The 15840-nt window shown below is 46.9% G+C and carries 17 protein-coding genes and 1 other annotated feature; of the genes, 10 read left to right on the top strand and 7 right to left on the bottom strand.

Going from position 1 to position 15840, the window contains the following annotated elements:
• Positions 1-11: 11 nt before the first annotated feature.
• Positions 12-1343 (bottom strand): 6-phospho-beta-glucosidase, encoded by a 1332-nt coding sequence (locus tag L4C42_RS03270; RefSeq protein ID WP_429759320.1) that lies wholly within the window; start codon positions 1341-1343, stop codon positions 12-14.
• A gap of 101 nt (positions 1344-1444) precedes the next feature.
• Between L4C42_RS03270 and L4C42_RS03265 the strand changes: the two genes are divergently transcribed.
• Positions 1445-2350 (top strand): LysR substrate-binding domain-containing protein, encoded by a 906-nt coding sequence (locus L4C42_RS03265; RefSeq protein WP_429759568.1) that lies wholly within the window; start codon positions 1445-1447, stop codon positions 2348-2350.
• Between the two features lie 109 nt (positions 2351-2459).
• Here L4C42_RS03265 and pspC read toward each other — a convergent pair whose 3' ends face one another.
• The 3 genes from pspC to pspA are packed head-to-tail and all read right to left on the bottom strand — an operon-like array spanning position 2460 to position 3764.
• A complete protein-coding gene (pspC, locus tag L4C42_RS03260; protein WP_353496481.1) occupies positions 2460-2879 on the bottom strand; it encodes an envelope stress response membrane protein PspC in 420 nt (139 codons plus the stop codon).
• The gene (pspB, locus tag L4C42_RS03255; RefSeq protein WP_042499466.1) at positions 2839-3075 is read right to left on the bottom strand and encodes an envelope stress response membrane protein PspB; all 237 of its coding nucleotides are present in this window, start codon (positions 3073-3075) and stop codon (positions 2839-2841) included. The genes pspC and pspB overlap by 41 nt, the downstream gene beginning before the upstream one ends.
• A gap of 20 nt (positions 3076-3095) precedes the next feature.
• The gene (pspA, locus tag L4C42_RS03250) at positions 3096-3764 is read right to left on the bottom strand and encodes a phage shock protein PspA (protein WP_353496482.1); all 669 of its coding nucleotides are present in this window, start codon (positions 3762-3764) and stop codon (positions 3096-3098) included.
• A gap of 191 nt (positions 3765-3955) precedes the next feature.
• Here pspA and pspF point away from each other — a divergent pair, with 191 nt between their 5' ends.
• From pspF to L4C42_RS03220, 6 genes are all read left to right on the top strand, one after another.
• Positions 3956-4990 carry a phage shock protein operon transcriptional activator gene (gene pspF, locus L4C42_RS03245; RefSeq protein ID WP_418642131.1) on the top strand — a complete coding sequence of 345 codons (1035 nt, stop codon included), beginning with the start codon at positions 3956-3958 and terminating at the stop codon, positions 4988-4990.
• A 138-nt stretch (positions 4991-5128) separates the two neighbouring features.
• Positions 5129-6748: an ABC transporter substrate-binding protein gene (locus L4C42_RS03240; RefSeq protein ID WP_418642130.1), complete on the top strand. Its 1620-nt coding sequence runs from the start codon at positions 5129-5131 to the stop codon at positions 6746-6748.
• Positions 6749-7711, top strand: coding sequence for an ABC transporter permease (locus L4C42_RS03235; protein ID WP_353496484.1), 963 nt, complete (start codon positions 6749-6751; stop codon positions 7709-7711). It begins immediately after the preceding gene.
• Complete coding sequence (sapC, locus tag L4C42_RS03230; protein WP_353496485.1) at positions 7698-8585, top strand: putrescine export ABC transporter permease SapC; 888 nt, start codon at positions 7698-7700, stop codon at positions 8583-8585. The genes L4C42_RS03235 and sapC overlap by 14 nt, the downstream gene beginning before the upstream one ends.
• The gene (locus tag L4C42_RS03225) at positions 8585-9580 is read left to right on the top strand and encodes a peptide ABC transporter ATP-binding protein (protein ID WP_353496486.1); all 996 of its coding nucleotides are present in this window, start codon (positions 8585-8587) and stop codon (positions 9578-9580) included. Before sapC ends, L4C42_RS03225 begins: the two co-directional genes overlap by 1 nt.
• A complete protein-coding gene (locus L4C42_RS03220) occupies positions 9577-10362 on the top strand; it encodes a peptide ABC transporter ATP-binding protein (protein WP_353496487.1) in 786 nt (261 codons plus the stop codon). The genes L4C42_RS03225 and L4C42_RS03220 overlap by 4 nt, the downstream gene beginning before the upstream one ends.
• An 86-nt stretch (positions 10363-10448) precedes the next feature.
• On the opposite strand, the gene rluB is transcribed toward L4C42_RS03220, so the two are convergent.
• From rluB to rnm, 3 genes are all read right to left on the bottom strand, one after another.
• Positions 10449-11384, bottom strand: coding sequence for a 23S rRNA pseudouridine(2605) synthase RluB (gene rluB, locus L4C42_RS03215; protein ID WP_353496488.1), 936 nt, complete (start codon positions 11382-11384; stop codon positions 10449-10451).
• Between the two features lie 138 nt (positions 11385-11522).
• A complete protein-coding gene (locus L4C42_RS03210) occupies positions 11523-12143 on the bottom strand; it encodes an L-threonylcarbamoyladenylate synthase (protein ID WP_353496489.1) in 621 nt (206 codons plus the stop codon).
• Positions 12144-12333: 190 nt separating this feature from the next.
• Complete coding sequence (gene rnm, locus L4C42_RS03205) at positions 12334-13230, bottom strand: RNase RNM (protein ID WP_429759315.1); 897 nt, start codon at positions 13228-13230, stop codon at positions 12334-12336.
• A 79-nt stretch (positions 13231-13309) separates the two neighbouring features.
• Here rnm and trpL2 point away from each other — a divergent pair, with 79 nt between their 5' ends.
• The 3 genes from trpL2 (at position 13310) to L4C42_RS03195 (ending at position 15829) form a co-directional block, all read left to right on the top strand.
• On the top strand, positions 13310-13420 hold the full coding sequence (gene trpL2, locus L4C42_RS23495) for a tryptophan operon leader peptide (RefSeq protein ID WP_478207876.1): 111 nt from the start codon (positions 13310-13312) through the stop codon (positions 13418-13420).
• Positions 13367-13469: a sequence feature (Trp leader region), on the top strand. Its footprint overlaps the gene before it by 54 nt.
• A 153-nt stretch (positions 13470-13622) precedes the next feature.
• Positions 13623-15188 carry an anthranilate synthase component 1 gene (locus L4C42_RS03200; RefSeq protein WP_353496491.1) on the top strand — a complete coding sequence of 522 codons (1566 nt, stop codon included), beginning with the start codon at positions 13623-13625 and terminating at the stop codon, positions 15186-15188.
• 5 nt (positions 15189-15193) lie between these two features.
• Entirely contained in the window at positions 15194-15829 is a 636-nt protein-coding gene (locus L4C42_RS03195) for an aminodeoxychorismate/anthranilate synthase component II (protein WP_353496492.1), read from the top strand.
• Positions 15830-15840: the final 11 nt, after the last annotated feature.

Raw genomic sequence — 15840 nt, 5'->3', positions numbered from 1 at the left:
AATAAGACCCCTTATTGATTCAATGCGTGAGCAAATTTTGGCATGAAGTCTAGGTTCTCACGAATGGTTTCTTGCAAAGCTTCATCAATATGCGCACCACTATCCACTATTGGATTAAGCATTAGCGCTCGTTTTGCGAGATTAATATCACCGCTGATTGCCGCTTCAACCGTCAGAGTCTCAAACTCTTTCATCAACTGGATGAGTCTTAGCGTGCCTGTTTCAAAAGGCTCAACATTGAGAGGAATAATTTCACTGCTAGTGATGAGCGAGCTCACCTCTACCGCGCAGTCATCCGGAAGGCCTTGAATCGCTCCGTTGTTACGAGTGTTAACGTGCATGATTGAGCGCTTGTTGTTGTAGATACTATTCATAAGCTCACAAGCCGCTTCTGAGTAATAAGCTCCACCTCGCTCCTCAAGGAGTTGTGGCTTAGTATCCAATGTTGGGTCTTTATAGATTTCAAGCAGTTCGGCTTCTACTTTTGCAACCAAATCCGCACGGTTACTCTTATTTGACGATGCGGCAAACTCTTTGTCTAAAAAGTCTCTTGATTGGTAGTAGTAGCGAAGATACGCGCAAGGCACCATGTCTAAGCTTTTCAGTAATCCTTCGTCCCAACGAAATGGTGGGATGTTCTTAGGTGTCATACGGTCATTACCGGCAACCAACTGCTCAAGCACTTCACGACTGCGGTCTTGCCCGTTATGCAGCACTTTTCTCGCCCACACCAAGTGATTCAAACCCGCAATTTGCATAGTAATTTCATCGCGAGGTACACCCAACATTTCCGCTGCGCCTCGCTCCATGTTGACGGGTACGTTACATAGACCCACTGTTTTGATGGTGGAGTATTTTGTCAGCGCTTCCGTTACCATACCCGATGGATTAGTAAAATTGAGCAGCCATGCATTTGGACACAGCGCTTCCATTTCTTTGGCAATCTCTAATGCGATTGGGATGGTACGACACGCATTGGAGAACCCACCTAGGCCATTGGTTTCTTGGCCAATTACGCGATATTTAAGTGCAATTCTTTCGTCACGTAACCGCGCTTCAATACGCCCTGCTCGAAACTGAGAGCAAACAAAGTCAGCGTCCATCAAAGCTTGTTTGCGATCAGTAGTAAGGAAGACCTCTATGTTACAGCCTGTTTTAGCGATCATACGCTTAGTGAGATCCGCAATCACTTTGGCTTTTTCCATTCCCGCATCAATATCCACCAGCCAAAGTTGGGAAACAGGCAGCTCGTGATGTCTTGCCAACAAGCCCTCTACCAATTCCGGTGTGTAACTAGAACCACCACCAATCACAACCACTTTCAGTTTTTTCATCTCAGTCATAATCATCATTCCTCTTCAAAAGATTACGTGATTTAATTTATAGGTGAGACTAGAATCAAACAAACCAATAAAACCCTCTTATGAATTAGCTGGAGTAATGCATAGTGGCTATTCACAATCGTCAGCAGTTATTGTCATTGCTGCACACATTTAGTGTCGCAGCCCGCCACCTCAGTTTTACTCTCGCGGCGGATGAACTGTTTGTTACCCAAGGCGGTGTCAGTCAGCGAATCAAGAAGCTCGAAGATTTATTGGGGTTCAGCTTGTTCGTGCGAAAAACGCGAAAGCTTGAGCTGACGCCCGAGGGGCAACGCGTACTGATGATGCTCAACCTATCGTTTGAGACCATTTTCTCCGAGATCTCTGATATTCAAACCGGTGAACTGTATATCGCAACCTCACCTTATTTCGCTTCCGCTTGGTTAATGCCAAGATTACCCGATTTTAAAGCTCGCTATCCGAAACTTGCCATTAAACTGCAAGCCAAACAGAATCAATCCGACTTTCAGTTTGAACCCTACGATGCGGCTATTTTCTACAGTGAGGGTCACTACCCTAACCAATTCAGCGAGCGGTTATTTGCGGGAGTAAGAACGCCGCTGTGCAGTCCTGATTATGCTAGGCGTCTGGGTTTGGATCTGGACTTAGATACCAATATGGATGATGGGTTAGAGACTCTCGCTAAGGCCAATTTTATTCATAGCGGCGACAGCAGTGCTTGGCATCGGTGGCTGCAAGCCATGGGCGCATCGGTGGACTGTCAGCAGCATTGTGATTATTACAGCGACAACCGTCTTGCGATGGATGCGGCAGTGCTCTCAATGGGCGTGGTGCTCGGGCGATTGGAGTTCGCTCAGAATCAAGTGGAAGAAGGCACTTTGGTTGCGCCTTTTGCCAAGTTGGCATCGGGCAAAGGCTATGATTTAGTTTGTCCTAAAGGCATGGAAAATCGGGCGAAATTTACTGCATTCTCGCGCTGGGTGAAAGATCACATCACTGTTACGTGAAAAAGCCCTGCCAATCTGAAATTAGCATCAAAGCACTAGCTATAAATTACAGTACACAAAAAAGGCGCCTTAGCACCTTTACCATTCCAAACAAGCTGTGCCTGTTTGATTACAACTTACTGAACTCGCGATTGACCTTAAACGCTTCGGATGTGACATACGCTTCCATGTCTCGCACTTTATGCTCCATTGAGTCAAAGTCACGTTCCAACGTATTAATGAGATCCTTAGCATTCTGTCCTTGCTGCCAAGGTTTACTCTTTAGCGAATGTTCCTGTTTGGACTTCATCGCCTGAACAAAATTGTCTGGCTGCTTTTCCAGCATCAAACTCATTGCCACATAGGCGAGTAGGACAAGGAAACTACCACCCAAGAGTGCCGCTGAAATCACCAAGATTCTGACCAGCCACACCTCGAGTCCAAAGTAATTAGCAAGTCCTGCACAAACACCAGTGAGCTTGCCGTTAACCGGATCTTTATACAGCTCTCTATGAGTCATAAGTTTGCCTCCAGTTTGGTGCCTCTGCATCTAGAATTCGTTCTAAGTTGTCAACACGAGCTTGCATCTTTTCAGCTCGCTGCGACAAAGACTGCAATTTCTGAAACTCTTGCTCAGATAATCCATTATCGGCTTTGCGTTTGCTGCGGTAGTGGAGAAAAAGCCACAGCGGTGCGACAAAAATCAGAAAGACAATTAATGGACCCGCAATTAAAAAAGTCGACATGTTTTTCTCCTACTCCGTTGTTATTTGTCTTTGTTCATCTGCTCTTTAAGTTTGGCGAGCTCTTGATCTATTTCATCTTGAGCCTGCAGCTCTGCGAACTCTTGATCGAGTGACTTAGCGTTCCCCGTCTTCGAATACAGATCAGCTTCCGCTTCAAGTTCATCGATTTTACGCGAGTACTGCTCAAACTTAGCCATCGCTTCGTGGGTGCGGCTCGTGTGTAGATGTTTTTGCACATCGCGACGGTTACTGGCTGCTTCCGAGCGAATCACGAGAGCTTGCTGCTTAGCACGAGTTTCTGTGATTTTAGATTCTAGCTTAGCAATCTCGTTCGTCAGTTTGTCAATGGTTTCTTCGACCAAGGTTTGCTCATCGTGCAAGCCTTTCACAACGTTTTCAAGCTTTTGCTTTTCAATGAGCGCTGCTCTTGCTAGGTCTTCACGTTGTTTTGTGAGTGCTAATGTCGCTTTCTGTGCCCATTCAGCAATTTGTTCTTCAATGGCCGTGACCTTGCGCGCTAACTCTTTTTTGTCGGCAATCGCTTTTGCGGAGTTAGTACGTACTTCCACTAGCGTATCTTCCATTTCCTGAATGATGAGACGAATCATCTTTTCTGGATCTTCCGCTTTATCAAGCAAGGCACTAACATTTGAATTTACGATATCGGCAAAACGAGAAAAAATACCCATAATACATCTCCTATCTGGATGAGTTCGCCAATGAACTCTTTGGTTGTTGATAACAGTAATCCAAGTACCGTGCCAACATTTTCATTTCTTACATATCAATAACTTAACTTTAGTCACTCGCTTTCATCCAATGCCGTGCTAAGATGCATAAGCCAACAATTGGTATTTTTTACCAACATTGAGAGGAAATCATGGCGCAAAACTTAATTGGTGAATCCCCCGCGTTTTTAGCGGTGCTCGATAAGGTCTCAAGGCTTGCTCCTATCGACAGGCCCGTACTGGTGATTGGTGAGCGTGGTACAGGTAAAGAGCTGATCGCACAGCGACTTCACTATCTGTCGAGGCGTTGGGATCAACCTTTAGTCTCATTGAACTGCTCTACTCTCAGTGAAGGACTCATTGACTCAGAGCTGTTTGGCCATGAATCCGGTGCCTTTACTGGCGCCAAAGGACGTCACCAAGGCCGCTTCGAACGCGCCGAAAACGGCACATTATTCTTAGATGAGCTCGCTACTACGCCGCTTTCTGTTCAAGAAAAGCTGCTTCGCGTAATTGAATATGGTCAGTACGAAAGAGTTGGCGGAGCCAAGGCACTGGAGGCGAACGTTCGATTGGTCTGCGCAACTAATGAAGATTTGCCAGCACTCGCCGAAAAAGGAAAGTTTCGCGCCGATCTCCTCGATCGTCTCGCCTTTGATGTTATTCATCTTCCGCCTTTAAGGCACAGACAAGAAGACATTCCCCTGTTGGCCGAATTTTACGCGATTAAAATGTGCCGCGAGCTAGGGTTACCCTTTTTCGTAGGCTTCACCGAACAAGCGTGGCAAAGCATCTATGACTATCATTGGCCTGGCAACGTGCGAGAGCTGAAAAACGTGGTTGAGCGTGCTGTGTATCAGCAAGGCACCACTGAAGCGCCTATTGAATCTCTGTTATTCAACCCTTTTGAAAATCAGTTTAGTCAACCGAGTCCTATAGCAAGAAGAGATCAGGCGGATAACAATACAAACGGTGATAGCGCCTCGTCAGAGGATTCCGATGCAGCCGAACCATCACCGGACTACCACTTTCCATTAGACTTTAAGTCTTGGCAAGATGAGCAGAATATTAAGCTGATAAATGAAGCGCTTAAACAAGCTCAATACAATCAACGTGGTGCAGCCAAACTGCTAAGCTTGAGTTATGACCAGCTAAGAGGCTTAGTGCGAAAGTATAAACTGGTTTGATGTTGATGGGTTACTTGGCTTTCTATACGACAAACTCAGCGATAAGTGCTTGTCGTTATTGGTTTAGCAAGCGAATTAGTGGTAAATTACCCTGATCTCAATATAGATAATACGTTCGCCAACGAATGTAGCGTGTTTATGAAGGCATTAATCAAATTATCACTCGGGCTCTTTGGCTTAATTTTGCTCGCTGGATGTGAAGACAAAGTCGACCACTCCAAAATACGACAAGACGGTTTCGTCTATTGTGACCAAGGCCGACCGAGTACATTCAACCCGCAACTCGTAGACGGTGGCATTACTGTCGAGTCGATTGCACCGCAATTATTCGACACCTTGCTCACGCTAAACTCAGGAACGCATCAGCCTGTGCCTAACCTAGCGAAAGCCTGGAAGGTCAACAAGGCGGGGACTGAGTACACCTTTACACTCCGAGACAATGTTCAATTTCAGAGCACGGATTGGTTTACGCCGTCTCGCGCTTTGAATGCGGATGATGTGGTGTTCAGCTTTAGCCGTATTATCGACCCTAACCACCCATTCCATGATGTGGGTGGCAGTGTGTACCCTTGGTTTGCCGGTATCGACTTCGCCAACCTAGTCGAAAAAGTGGAAGCCATCGACGGACTGACGGTGAAATTTACCCTATCAAGACCAGACAATTCATTCTTATCAAATATCTCTACCGCACACGCGCCTATCTTCTCTGCCGAATATGCAGACCAGCTGGTTACAGGCGACAATAAACTGAATCTCGATACTCACCCTGTCGGTACGGGGCCATTCTACTTGGATGAGTATCAAGTTGCGGACTTGGTTCGTCTTAAACGCCATGAAGACTATTGGCGTGGTTCCGCTCAAATGTCACAAGTGGTTTTTGATATCTCACACCGGGGTGCTGGTGCTCTAGCCAAACTGCTACGTAATGAATGTGATGTTCTAAACTCACCAATTTCAAGCCAAATTCCGGTAATACTTGAAGAAGACTCGGTCGTACTGCAAGCCAAACCCGCCATGAACGTGGCGTTTGTTGCTATGAATACTCAGCACCGAGCACTTAGTGACCCTCGCGTTCGTAAAGCACTGAACCTTGCCATTAACCGCGACACTATTTTAGAGGCCGTCTATTTCGGCAGCGGGGAAGCCGCCTACAGTTTGCTTCCACCAAGCTCTTGGGCCCATCAAAAAGACACGGTACAAGTTCGCTATGACCGTAACTATGCGATGGCACTGCTTCGTGAGGCCGGGTACGGACACGGGCTAGAGCTTACTATGGCAGTACCTCTTGAGCCACGTGTGTACAACCCAAGCCCGCGCAAAACCGCAGAGCTTATTCAGGCAAACTTTGCCAACATTGGCGTCACACTTAATTTGCTAACCGATGATCGCGTTGATCGCCTAGAATTGTCCAACATCGAATCTGTCGATATGCTTCTAACCGGCTGGGTAGGCAATACGGGCGATCCGGATAATTACTTAAGACCACTGCTCTCTTGCACCTCAAAGCGTGAAGGCCTAAACCTTTCTATGTGGTGTAACGATGACTTTGACTTTATTTTGGACTTAGCTCTTGAAGTCAACCAACCAAGATATCGTCTAAATCTATATCGCCAAGCACAAAATATTCTAAATGAGGAAGTGCCGGTGCTGCCTATCGCTCACGGACAAAAATACCAAGCGCACAATGACAACTTGACCGGTTTTAGAACCAGTCCGTTCAATGCTCAACCTTTTGATCAAGTGATGAGGTTGAAATAAATGTTCTGGTACTCAATACGTCGCCTTAACCTATTTGTCATCACGCTGTTGATTCTCACCTTTGTGGGATACAGTTTGGTGAGACTTGAACCGACTTCGCAATGGGCATCTGCACCTATGCTTGAGGGTTGGTTCGAATACCTTAGCAGATTGCTTCAACTCGATTTTGGTCTGACGAAAGCCGGTGTGCCAATCACCCAAGAACTCGCCTCCGTGCTACCTGCAACATTAGAGCTATGTTTTGCGGCGTTTACTATTTCGGTATTTATTGGCATTCCTGCGGGTACCATCGCCGGAATGCGCAAAGGCAAGTGGCTGGATAACGTGATCTCATTTTCCTCTATGGTCGGCTATGCCGCACCACTATTTTGGATCGCGCTATTGATGATCATGTATTTCTCGCTCAATTATCAATGGTTCCCAGTGGCCGGGCGCTATGACCTACTTTATGAAATTGATCATGTGACTGGTTTTGCACTTATTGACGCGATCCTATCGGATGGCCCGTACCGCAAAGAAGCACTTCAAAGCGTTATAGAACATATGATCCTACCTTGTTTGGTCTTGGCATTGTCACCAACGATGCAGGTTATTCGTATGATGAGAACCTCCGTAACCGAAGTTATGGCACAAAACTACATTCGTGCGGCGCGTATTCGTGGTCTATCCAACTACGAAATCGTCATTGAACACGTGCTGCGCAATGCGATTCCGCCAATTATCCCTAAACTGGGCGTGCAGCTTTCAAGTATGATCACCTTGGCTATCATGACCGAGTCTATCTTTAACTGGCCGGGCGTTGGTCGTTGGCTGTTAGATGCACTATCAAACCAAGACTACGCGTCAATTCAAGCTGGCGTTCTAGTGGTGGCGACGATTGTATTGGCGGCAAGTATCGTCTCTGATCTTATCGGCGCGATGATCAACCCGTTAGTAAGGAAGGAATGGTATGCTGTCAGATAACGTTTATCAGGAAGAGCGTATTCCTACTCAGCTTGAGCGCTTTTGGCGCAGCTACCGCTCAAACAGCTTATCGATGTTTGGTCTGTGGTGTTTGGTTTTTATCATCCTTATCACCCTACTATCGCCATTCATTACTCCTTATGATCCAATGGCACAGAGCTCGAACCTACTAGTGCCACCATCATGGGATCCAAAAGGCACGGTAGATTTTTTCTTCGGCACCGATGATTTAGGCCGTGATATTTTGTCTCGCATCATCGACGGCTCTCGCTTGTCATTTGGCGCAGCGGTGATCATAACAGTGATCGCAACGTTGGTCGGTTGCTTAATTGGTATCTTGGCTGGTATGACGCGCGGGCTACTATCGAGCACACTCAACCACCTGCTTGACACTGTCATGTCCATCCCATCGCTGCTGTTGGCAATCATCTTCGTTGCCTTCTTAGGCCCTGGTGAGTTCAATATTATGCTGGCGATTTGTCTCGCATTGATCCCACGGTTTATTCGTTCCATTTACATGGCTGTCCATACCGAAGTAGAAAAAGACTACATTATGGCCGCTAGACTTGATGGCGCTAACGAGTTTTACCTACTGTGGAACTCCATTCTTCCAAACCTATTAACTGTGATTGCAGCTGAGGTTACTTTCGCTTTGTCTATCGCTATTCTTGATATCACTGCCTTAGGCTTTTTAGGCCTTGGTGCCCAAGCGCCAAGCAGTGAATGGGGTGCTGTACTCGGTGATGCAGCCGAGCTACTTTACCTTGCACCATGGACCGTTATTCTGCCAGGTCTTGCGATTCTGTGTACGGTTGTTGTGGTGAACATTGTGGGTGAAGGCATCCGAAGTGCATTGAGTGCGGGGATCGAATAATGCCAGTATTAGACATTCGACATCTCACTATCGAAATCGAAACCCCGCAGGGGTTAGTGAAAGCCGTCGATCGCATGAGCTTCACCATTAACGAAGGTGAAATCCGCGGTCTTGTGGGTGAATCGGGTTCAGGTAAGAGCTTGGTAGCTAAAGCGATTGTTGGTGTAACCAAAGATAACTGGAAGGTCACAGCCGACCGCATGCGCCTTGGCAATATTGACCTGCTTCAGTTAACACCGCGAGAGCGGAGGCGAGTGATTGCTCGTGACGTTGCGATGATTTTCCAAGAGCCTACGACCTGTCTCGACCCTTCTGAGCAAGTCGGGAAACAGCTTATCGAGTCTATTCCGGCTCGCTCATTTGAAGGCAAATGGTGGGAGCGATTTAAGTGGCGTAAAAAGCAAGCTATTGCCCTACTGCATAAAGTGGGTATTAAAGAGCACACCCGCGTGATGCACAGCTACCCATACGAGCTCACCGATGGTGAATGCCAAAAGATCATGATTGCGATGGCCATTGCAGCTAAGCCAAAACTGCTGCTTGCCGATGAACCAACCAATGACTTGGATCCCATTACTCAGTCGCAGATCTTACGTTTATTGAGTCGTATGAATCAGCTCAACAACACTACCATAGTGTTGATTGGCCACGATTTAACGACCATCACCCAATGGGCGACGCGCATTACGGTGATGTATTGTGGTCAGTCGGTAGAGTCGGCTGACACCGCAAAAATTTTGGCAAAACCAAAGCATCCATATACCGTTGCGCTTCTAAAAGCGATGCCTGATTTTGGAGAATGGATACCGCATAAAGAGAAGCTTCAATCGCTTCCTGGCTCTATCCCCCCACTTCAGCACCTGCCTATTGGCTGTCGATTGGGTCCGCGTTGCCCATATGCGCAAAGGCAGTGCGTAGAAATACCTGAAGCTAAACGAATTAAGAACCATAAGTTCAGTTGTCACTTCCCGCTGAACACGGAGAAAAAAGCATGAGTTCGTTGTTAGAAGTCTCCGACCTTAAAAAAGACTTTGTCACTCGCTCAAAGCTGTTCCAAAGAAACGTGCAGCATGCCGTTAAACCTGTCAGCTTTAGCCTTGAGGCTGGCCAGACTATTGGTTTTATCGGCAAAAATGGTTCCGGAAAATCAACGCTGGCACGTATGCTCGCCGGCATGGTCGAACCGACTTCAGGTGAGATACGAGTCAATGGCGATCTACTTGAGCACAAAGACTACTCCACGCGCTGCAAGCTGATTCGCATGATTTTCCAAGACCCAAATACGTCTTTGAATCCGCGGATTCAAATCGGTCGCATTCTCGAAGGTCCCTTAAAACGAAACACTAACATGCCTCCAGAAGCGCGCATGCAACGTGTGAAAGACACGCTCATTCGCGTTGGGCTGTTACCGGAGCATGCCTATTTCTATCCGCAAATGCTGGCAACCGGACAAAAACAGCGCGTCTGTCTAGCACGTGCATTGATCCTTCAGCCATCTATTATAGTTGCAGACGAAGCGTTGAATGGTTTGGACATGGCGATGCGCTCACAGATCATTAACCTGTTTCTCGAGCTTCAAGAAGAAATGGGAGTCGCGTTTGTTTATGTGTCTCAGCACCTAGGCATCGTGAAACACATCACTGACAAGGTCATGGTGATGCATGAAGGTGATGTTGTAGAGTATGGGAACACCAATGATGTCATTACCAACCCTCAGCACATCGTCACCCAGCGAATGGTCGAGAGCCACTTTATGAAAAGCCCAAACCACCGCTAACTTCCCTTCGCGATAAAAAGGGACTAAACGCCAGACATAAAAAAACCAGCTTACGCTGGTTTTTTAGCATTCGAGAAATGTCGTGATTAACGGCGCGTCTTATTACGTGAGCCCTGCTCACCAGAAGACTTTTTGTTGCGGCGCTGTTGGTTGCTACGACCTTTTGGTGCATTTGCACGCTCTTCGTGGCGACGTACTGCACGACGGATTTTCTGGCTGCGAGAACGCTCACGTTGACGAGAAGTATTTTGACCTTGCTGATCGAGCATGGTCTCTTTCTCTGGACGAAGTTCTACTAGTTCACGTAGGTAGTTTACTTCTTTAAGAGTTAGCTCCATCCAACCGCCACGAGGCAGTTTCTTGTCTAGGTAGATGTCACCATAGCGAACACGTTTCAGGCGGCTTACTGTGGTCTCTTGAGATTCCCAAAGACGACGAACTTCGCGGTTACGGCCCTCGTTGATAACAACGTAGAAGGTGTGGTTCATACCTTCACCACCTGCGTACACCACGTCTTCGAAACGTGCCATTCCGTCTTCAAGCTCGACACCGTTTACCACGTTGCGAACTTTTTTCTCGTCCACGTCACCGAAAACGCGAACTAGGTATTCACGCTCAACTTGGCGGCTTGGGTGCATTAGGCGGTTAGCTAGCTCACCATCCGTCGTGAACAGAAGCAGACCTGATGTGTTAGCATCAAGACGGCCGACAGAAATCCAGCGGGAACCGCGGATTTTCGGCAAACGATCGAATACAGTACGACGACCTTCAGGGTCGTGACGTGTACATAGCTCACCTTCTGGCTTGTAATAGGCCAGAACTCGACAAACCACTTCTTCTTGTGCTTTGGCAGAAACAGTATGACCATCGATACGGATGACCGCATTTTCGTCTTCCAGACGTTCGCCCAGTCTTGCTACCTGACCATTCACACTCACGCGCCCTGTCTTAATCAGGGTTTCAAGTTCACGACGAGAACCGTGGCCTGCGCGAGCAAGCACTTTTTGTAATTTTTCGCTCATTTACCTACCTATAATGTCGTCTTCACAGACGTCGAAACCAGATAATGCGACCTAAAATCGCGGTCGCGTATTATCGCAAAGAAACCTGGTTCACGCACCAAGTTTCTTCATAAATTTAGTAAGAAAACATTCAAAACTCTACTCGAACGGTTCAGGGTCACCCGCACCAATACGCAGAACTTTGGCTTCGTCATCACTAAAGTCAATCACAGTCGTTGGCTGCTCACCCAAATAACCACCATTCAAGATACAATCGACCGCATGCTCTAGCTTGTCGCGAATATCTTCCGGATCCGATTCTGTTACTTCGTTACCTGGCAAAATCAGAGACGTTGACATCAACGGCTCACCCAACGCTTCAAGTAAATCTAGGGCAATTTGGTTGTTTGGAACACGAATACCGATAGTTTTACGCTTTGGATTCATCAAACGGCGAGGGACTTCTTTAGTGCCTTTGAAGATAAAAGTGTAAGGTCCAGGCGTATTGTTCTTTAGCAAGCGGAATGCAGTATTATCTACACGTGCATAAAGTGATAGCTCAGACAAATCACGGCACAACAAGGTGAAGTTGTGTTTGTCATCAAGACGACGGATCTGGCAAATGCGCTCCAGCGCTTGTTTATTTTCTAGCTGACACCCCAGTGCATAACCAGAATCGGTGGGATAAATAATGACACCGCCGCTACGAATAATAGCTACCGCTTGAGTGATCAAGCGTGCCTGCGGGTTGTCTGGGTGTACATAAAAAAATTGGCTCATTGTTATTCCTTCAAACTTAAGGACGCTCTCGGCACGACCTTCCCTGTCGTTCGACTTCAAGAGCTGTCGCTTTAATACAATATATAATCAAAAGAAAGTGCGGTGAAGATGCTTATTTCAAGGTCGACTTGTTTCAAGGTCAACATGGTTCAAGGTCAACGTGGTTCAAGGTCTAAAACTGTCGGCTTCGTTATTCTTTTTCACCATCTTCAGTACCACTCTCAATTGTAGTGGTCGTCAGCGAAGTTGCTGTTTTTAATGGTAGGCGATCCCATACAGGCTCAGCCCCCGAAGGTAGCCATAGGTTTCTACCTAACTCCATCCAAGGAGAAGGATAGTGGAAATCTGACCCTTGTGAAGCTAATAGATTGTATTGTATCGCATAATCCGCGAGGTTGCGCCTTTCTTGTTGACTTTGTTGTGGCTGAGCGACTTCCATTGCATCACCATTCGCTTCAACAAATGCCGTCAGTAGACGCTTCAGCCATTTAGCCGTTAGCTGGTAACGACCAGGATGTGCCAGCACGGCTACCCCACCCGCTTGATGAATCGCGTCCACCGCTTCGGACATCGTGCACCAGTTTGGCGGCACGTAGCCGGTGTTATTACGAGTCATGAACTTCTTGAACACTTGCTGCATGTTTTTGGCGTAGCCATTGTCTACCAGCCATTTGGCGAAATGAGCGCGTGTTCTCGGCGCATCACCCGCGATCGCTTTTACTTCCTCAAGCAAACCTTCGCGAGTCGCTTTTTCTAATCGATGAGCGATGAGCTCCGAGCGTTCTACTCTTCTTGCTTGCTGAGCTCGAATCAACGTATTTAACTCTGGGGAGTCAATGCCTACGCCAAGCCCGACAATATGAATATCTTTATTCTGCCAAACCGTCGAAATCTCGATACCGTTCACCAACTCAATTGGCAAAGATTGCTCTTCAATTAACTGATGAGCAACAGGCAATGCATCTAAGGTATCGTGGTCGGTAATCGCCAATACTTTCACGTCAAAGCTTATGGCTCTTTCCAAAAGATCAGCAACCGATAATCGGCCATCAGAGGCGGTAGTGTGACTGTGTAAATCTATCTTCATTTTTTCACATTTTCGGTTGACTTTTACAGCGCGAACTAGTTAACTAGTACGCAGATACAGATTTTGAGATTAGGCACGTATGTTACTCGATATTCAACCATTCAAAAAACCTTTAAACCGTAGGGTTAACGCTCTAGTAGGTTGGTGGCGCACTTGGACACAATCCGAGTGGGCTTTTTTGCGTGCATAATCAAACCTAAACTTGATTAAAGCCCACTCAACTGAGTGGGCTTTTTTGTTTTTCGATTCATCTGACAAAGAATTCAATTTAAACGATTATTTTAGCAACAATTTGGGAACATTGAACGTTGGGCAAACGTTTTAATTGTGCGACTATAACTCGGTGTACCAAGATTGTTGCAACAGCAGATTCAAGATTAAAAGGAGCTTTTGTGAATAAAGCCATTAGCATCAATAAACAGGGTCGATTGGAAGTACTTTCTCTCCAAGTGCCGTACGCACAAGACCCAACCAGACTGTTTCACACCTTGTGTAAAAACAAAACCGATAGTCTGCTACTTGAGTCTGCTGAAATTGACTCAAAACAAGACTTACAGAGCCTCCTCATCGTTGACTCGGCGGTTCGTATTGTCTGTGAAGGACACAAAGTACGCTACGAAGCACTAACCAATAACGGTGTGAACCTGCTGCGCGTTATCGCCCAAAACCTTACTGACGATATCGAACGCACAGTGACCGATAGCGAACTTATCGTTCAGTTCGAAATGCCAGACGACACACTTGATGAAGACTCTCGCCTTCGTGAGGCGTCATCGTTTGATGCGCTGCGTCTGGTTCAGCACAGCTTTGACCTAACGGGTCTTGATAAAAACGCGATTTTCATGGGCGGTCTGTTTGCCTATGACATCGTGGCAAACTTTGAGCCACTTGGTGATGCTGACAAAGCGAATCAATGCCCAGACTTTGTATTCTATGTCGCTGAAAGCCTGCTGATTGTAGACCATCAGAAAGAATCTTGTGATTTACAAACAACACTGTTTAACCACGATGATGCTGAACTAACGCGCATTCGCGGTCGAATCACAGAGATTAGCCAGCAATGCAAAAACCTTAAGATGGTACCCGCGGCAACCAAAGTCGCTGGCATTGAAGAAGACGTGAGTATTTCAGACGAAGACTTCTGCCAAATTGTTCGCGACCTTAAAGAATACGTGGTTCGCGGCGATATTTTCCAAGTGGTCCCTTCTCGCCGCTTTACCCTACCGTGCCCTTCTCCACTTGCTGCATACAAAGAACTCAAGCAAAGCAATCCAAGCCCTTATATGTTCTACATGCAAGATGAGCTGTTTACTCTGTTCGGTGCGTCTCCAGAAAGTGCACTGAAGTACGGAAAAGATTCTAACCAAATTGAGATCTACCCGATCGCCGGTACGCGCCGTCGCGGTAAAAATCCAGATGGCAGCATCAACAAAGATCTCGATAGCCGCATCGAACTTGAACTGCGTAGCGACATGAAAGAAAACGCGGAGCACATGATGCTGGTTGACCTAGCACGTAATGACGTGGCTCGCATTGCTGAGCCTGGCTCTCGCCATGTGGCAGATCTTTTGAAAACCGACCGTTATAGTCACGTGATGCACTTAGTATCTCGTGTAGTCGGCCAGCTTCGTGGTGACCTAGATGCGCTTCACGGCTACCAAGCGTGTATGAACATGGGGACGCTAACTGGCGCACCTAAGATTCGTGCTATGCAGTTGATTCGTCAATTTGAAGGTCAAACTCGCGGCAGCTATGGCGGAGCAGTTGGTTACATGAATGGCGCCGGTGATTTAGATACCTGTATCGTAATCCGCTCAGCGTATGTTGAAGACGGTATTGCTCAAGTTCAAGCAGGTGCTGGCGTCGTGTTCGACTCTGACCCTCAATCTGAAGCGGATGAAACTCGTGGTAAGGCGCAAGCCGTCATTTCAGCAATCAAAACGGCGCACAAGGGGTAATCACGATGTCTAACAATCCAAAGTCAGTAAGCAACGAACTCGCTAATATTGTTTTTGTCGATAACTTTGACTCGTTTACCTACAACCTGGTGGATCAATTCCGAAGCCTAGGCCACAGCGTAAAAATTTATCGTAACCACATCTCCGCGGATAAAATTGCCAAAGCGGTATTAGATCTAAAGAACCCTGTCGTCGTGCTCTCTCCTGGTCCTGGTGCACCTTCCGACGCGGGCTGTATGCCAGAGCTGATTAAAACATTGCGTGGCAAAGTACCAATGATCGGTATTTGTCTTGGTCATCAAGCGATCGTTGAAGCCTATGGCGGTGTCGTTGCTGGCGCGGGCGAAATTATTCACGGCAAAGTGTCGATGATGGCGCATGACAATCACACTATCTACCAAGGTTTACCTTCACCGCTAGCCATTGCGCGTTATCACTCACTAGTGGCAACGAAAGTGCCTGACTCATTGGAAGTAACTGCACAGGTTGATGGTCTAGTAATGTCAGTGGCGAATGAACAAGATCGTATCTGTGGCTTTCAGTTTCACCCAGAATCAATTATGACAACATATGGCGCGACACTGCTTAGCAATGCCATCGCATGGGCGACTGAACAGTCTGTCGAAACAAAATCTGCTTAAGAACTCAAACA

This window comes from Vibrio wakamikoensis (assembly GCF_050337275.1).
Lineage (GTDB): Bacteria > Pseudomonadota > Gammaproteobacteria > Enterobacterales > Vibrionaceae > Vibrio > Vibrio chaetopteri.
The sequence above is the reverse complement of the archived record's forward strand: the minus strand, read 5'-3'. Positions and strand labels throughout refer to the sequence as shown.

What these genes read in the sequence shown, in the direction of transcription:
- L4C42_RS03270 (WP_429759320.1), bottom strand. Translation starts at nt 1,343, where the DNA reads ATGACTGAGATGAAAAAACTGAAAGTGGTTGTGATTGGTGGTGGTTCT.
- pspC (WP_353496481.1), bottom strand. Translation starts at nt 2,879, where the DNA reads ATGCAGAGGCACCAAACTGGAGGCAAACTTATGACTCATAGAGAGCTG.
- pspB (WP_042499466.1), bottom strand. Translation starts at nt 3,075, where the DNA reads ATGTCGACTTTTTTAATTGCGGGTCCATTAATTGTCTTTCTGATTTTT.
- pspA (WP_353496482.1), bottom strand. Translation starts at nt 3,764, where the DNA reads ATGGGTATTTTTTCTCGTTTTGCCGATATCGTAAATTCAAATGTTAGT.
- pspF (WP_418642131.1), top strand. Translation starts at nt 3,956, where the DNA reads ATGGCGCAAAACTTAATTGGTGAATCCCCCGCGTTTTTAGCGGTGCTC.
- L4C42_RS03240 (WP_418642130.1), top strand. Translation starts at nt 5,129, where the DNA reads ATGAAGGCATTAATCAAATTATCACTCGGGCTCTTTGGCTTAATTTTG.
- L4C42_RS03235 (WP_353496484.1), top strand. Translation starts at nt 6,749, where the DNA reads ATGTTCTGGTACTCAATACGTCGCCTTAACCTATTTGTCATCACGCTG.
- sapC (WP_353496485.1), top strand. Translation starts at nt 7,698, where the DNA reads ATGCTGTCAGATAACGTTTATCAGGAAGAGCGTATTCCTACTCAGCTT.
- L4C42_RS03225 (WP_353496486.1), top strand. Translation starts at nt 8,585, where the DNA reads ATGCCAGTATTAGACATTCGACATCTCACTATCGAAATCGAAACCCCG.
- L4C42_RS03220 (WP_353496487.1), top strand. Translation starts at nt 9,577, where the DNA reads ATGAGTTCGTTGTTAGAAGTCTCCGACCTTAAAAAAGACTTTGTCACT.
- rluB (WP_353496488.1), bottom strand. Translation starts at nt 11,384, where the DNA reads ATGAGCGAAAAATTACAAAAAGTGCTTGCTCGCGCAGGCCACGGTTCT.
- L4C42_RS03210 (WP_353496489.1), bottom strand. Translation starts at nt 12,143, where the DNA reads ATGAGCCAATTTTTTTATGTACACCCAGACAACCCGCAGGCACGCTTG.
- rnm (WP_429759315.1), bottom strand. Translation starts at nt 13,230, where the DNA reads ATGAAGATAGATTTACACAGTCACACTACCGCCTCTGATGGCCGATTA.
- trpL2 (WP_478207876.1), top strand. Translation starts at nt 13,310, where the DNA reads ATGTTACTCGATATTCAACCATTCAAAAAACCTTTAAACCGTAGGGTT.
- L4C42_RS03195 (WP_353496492.1), top strand. Translation starts at nt 15,194, where the DNA reads ATGTCTAACAATCCAAAGTCAGTAAGCAACGAACTCGCTAATATTGTT.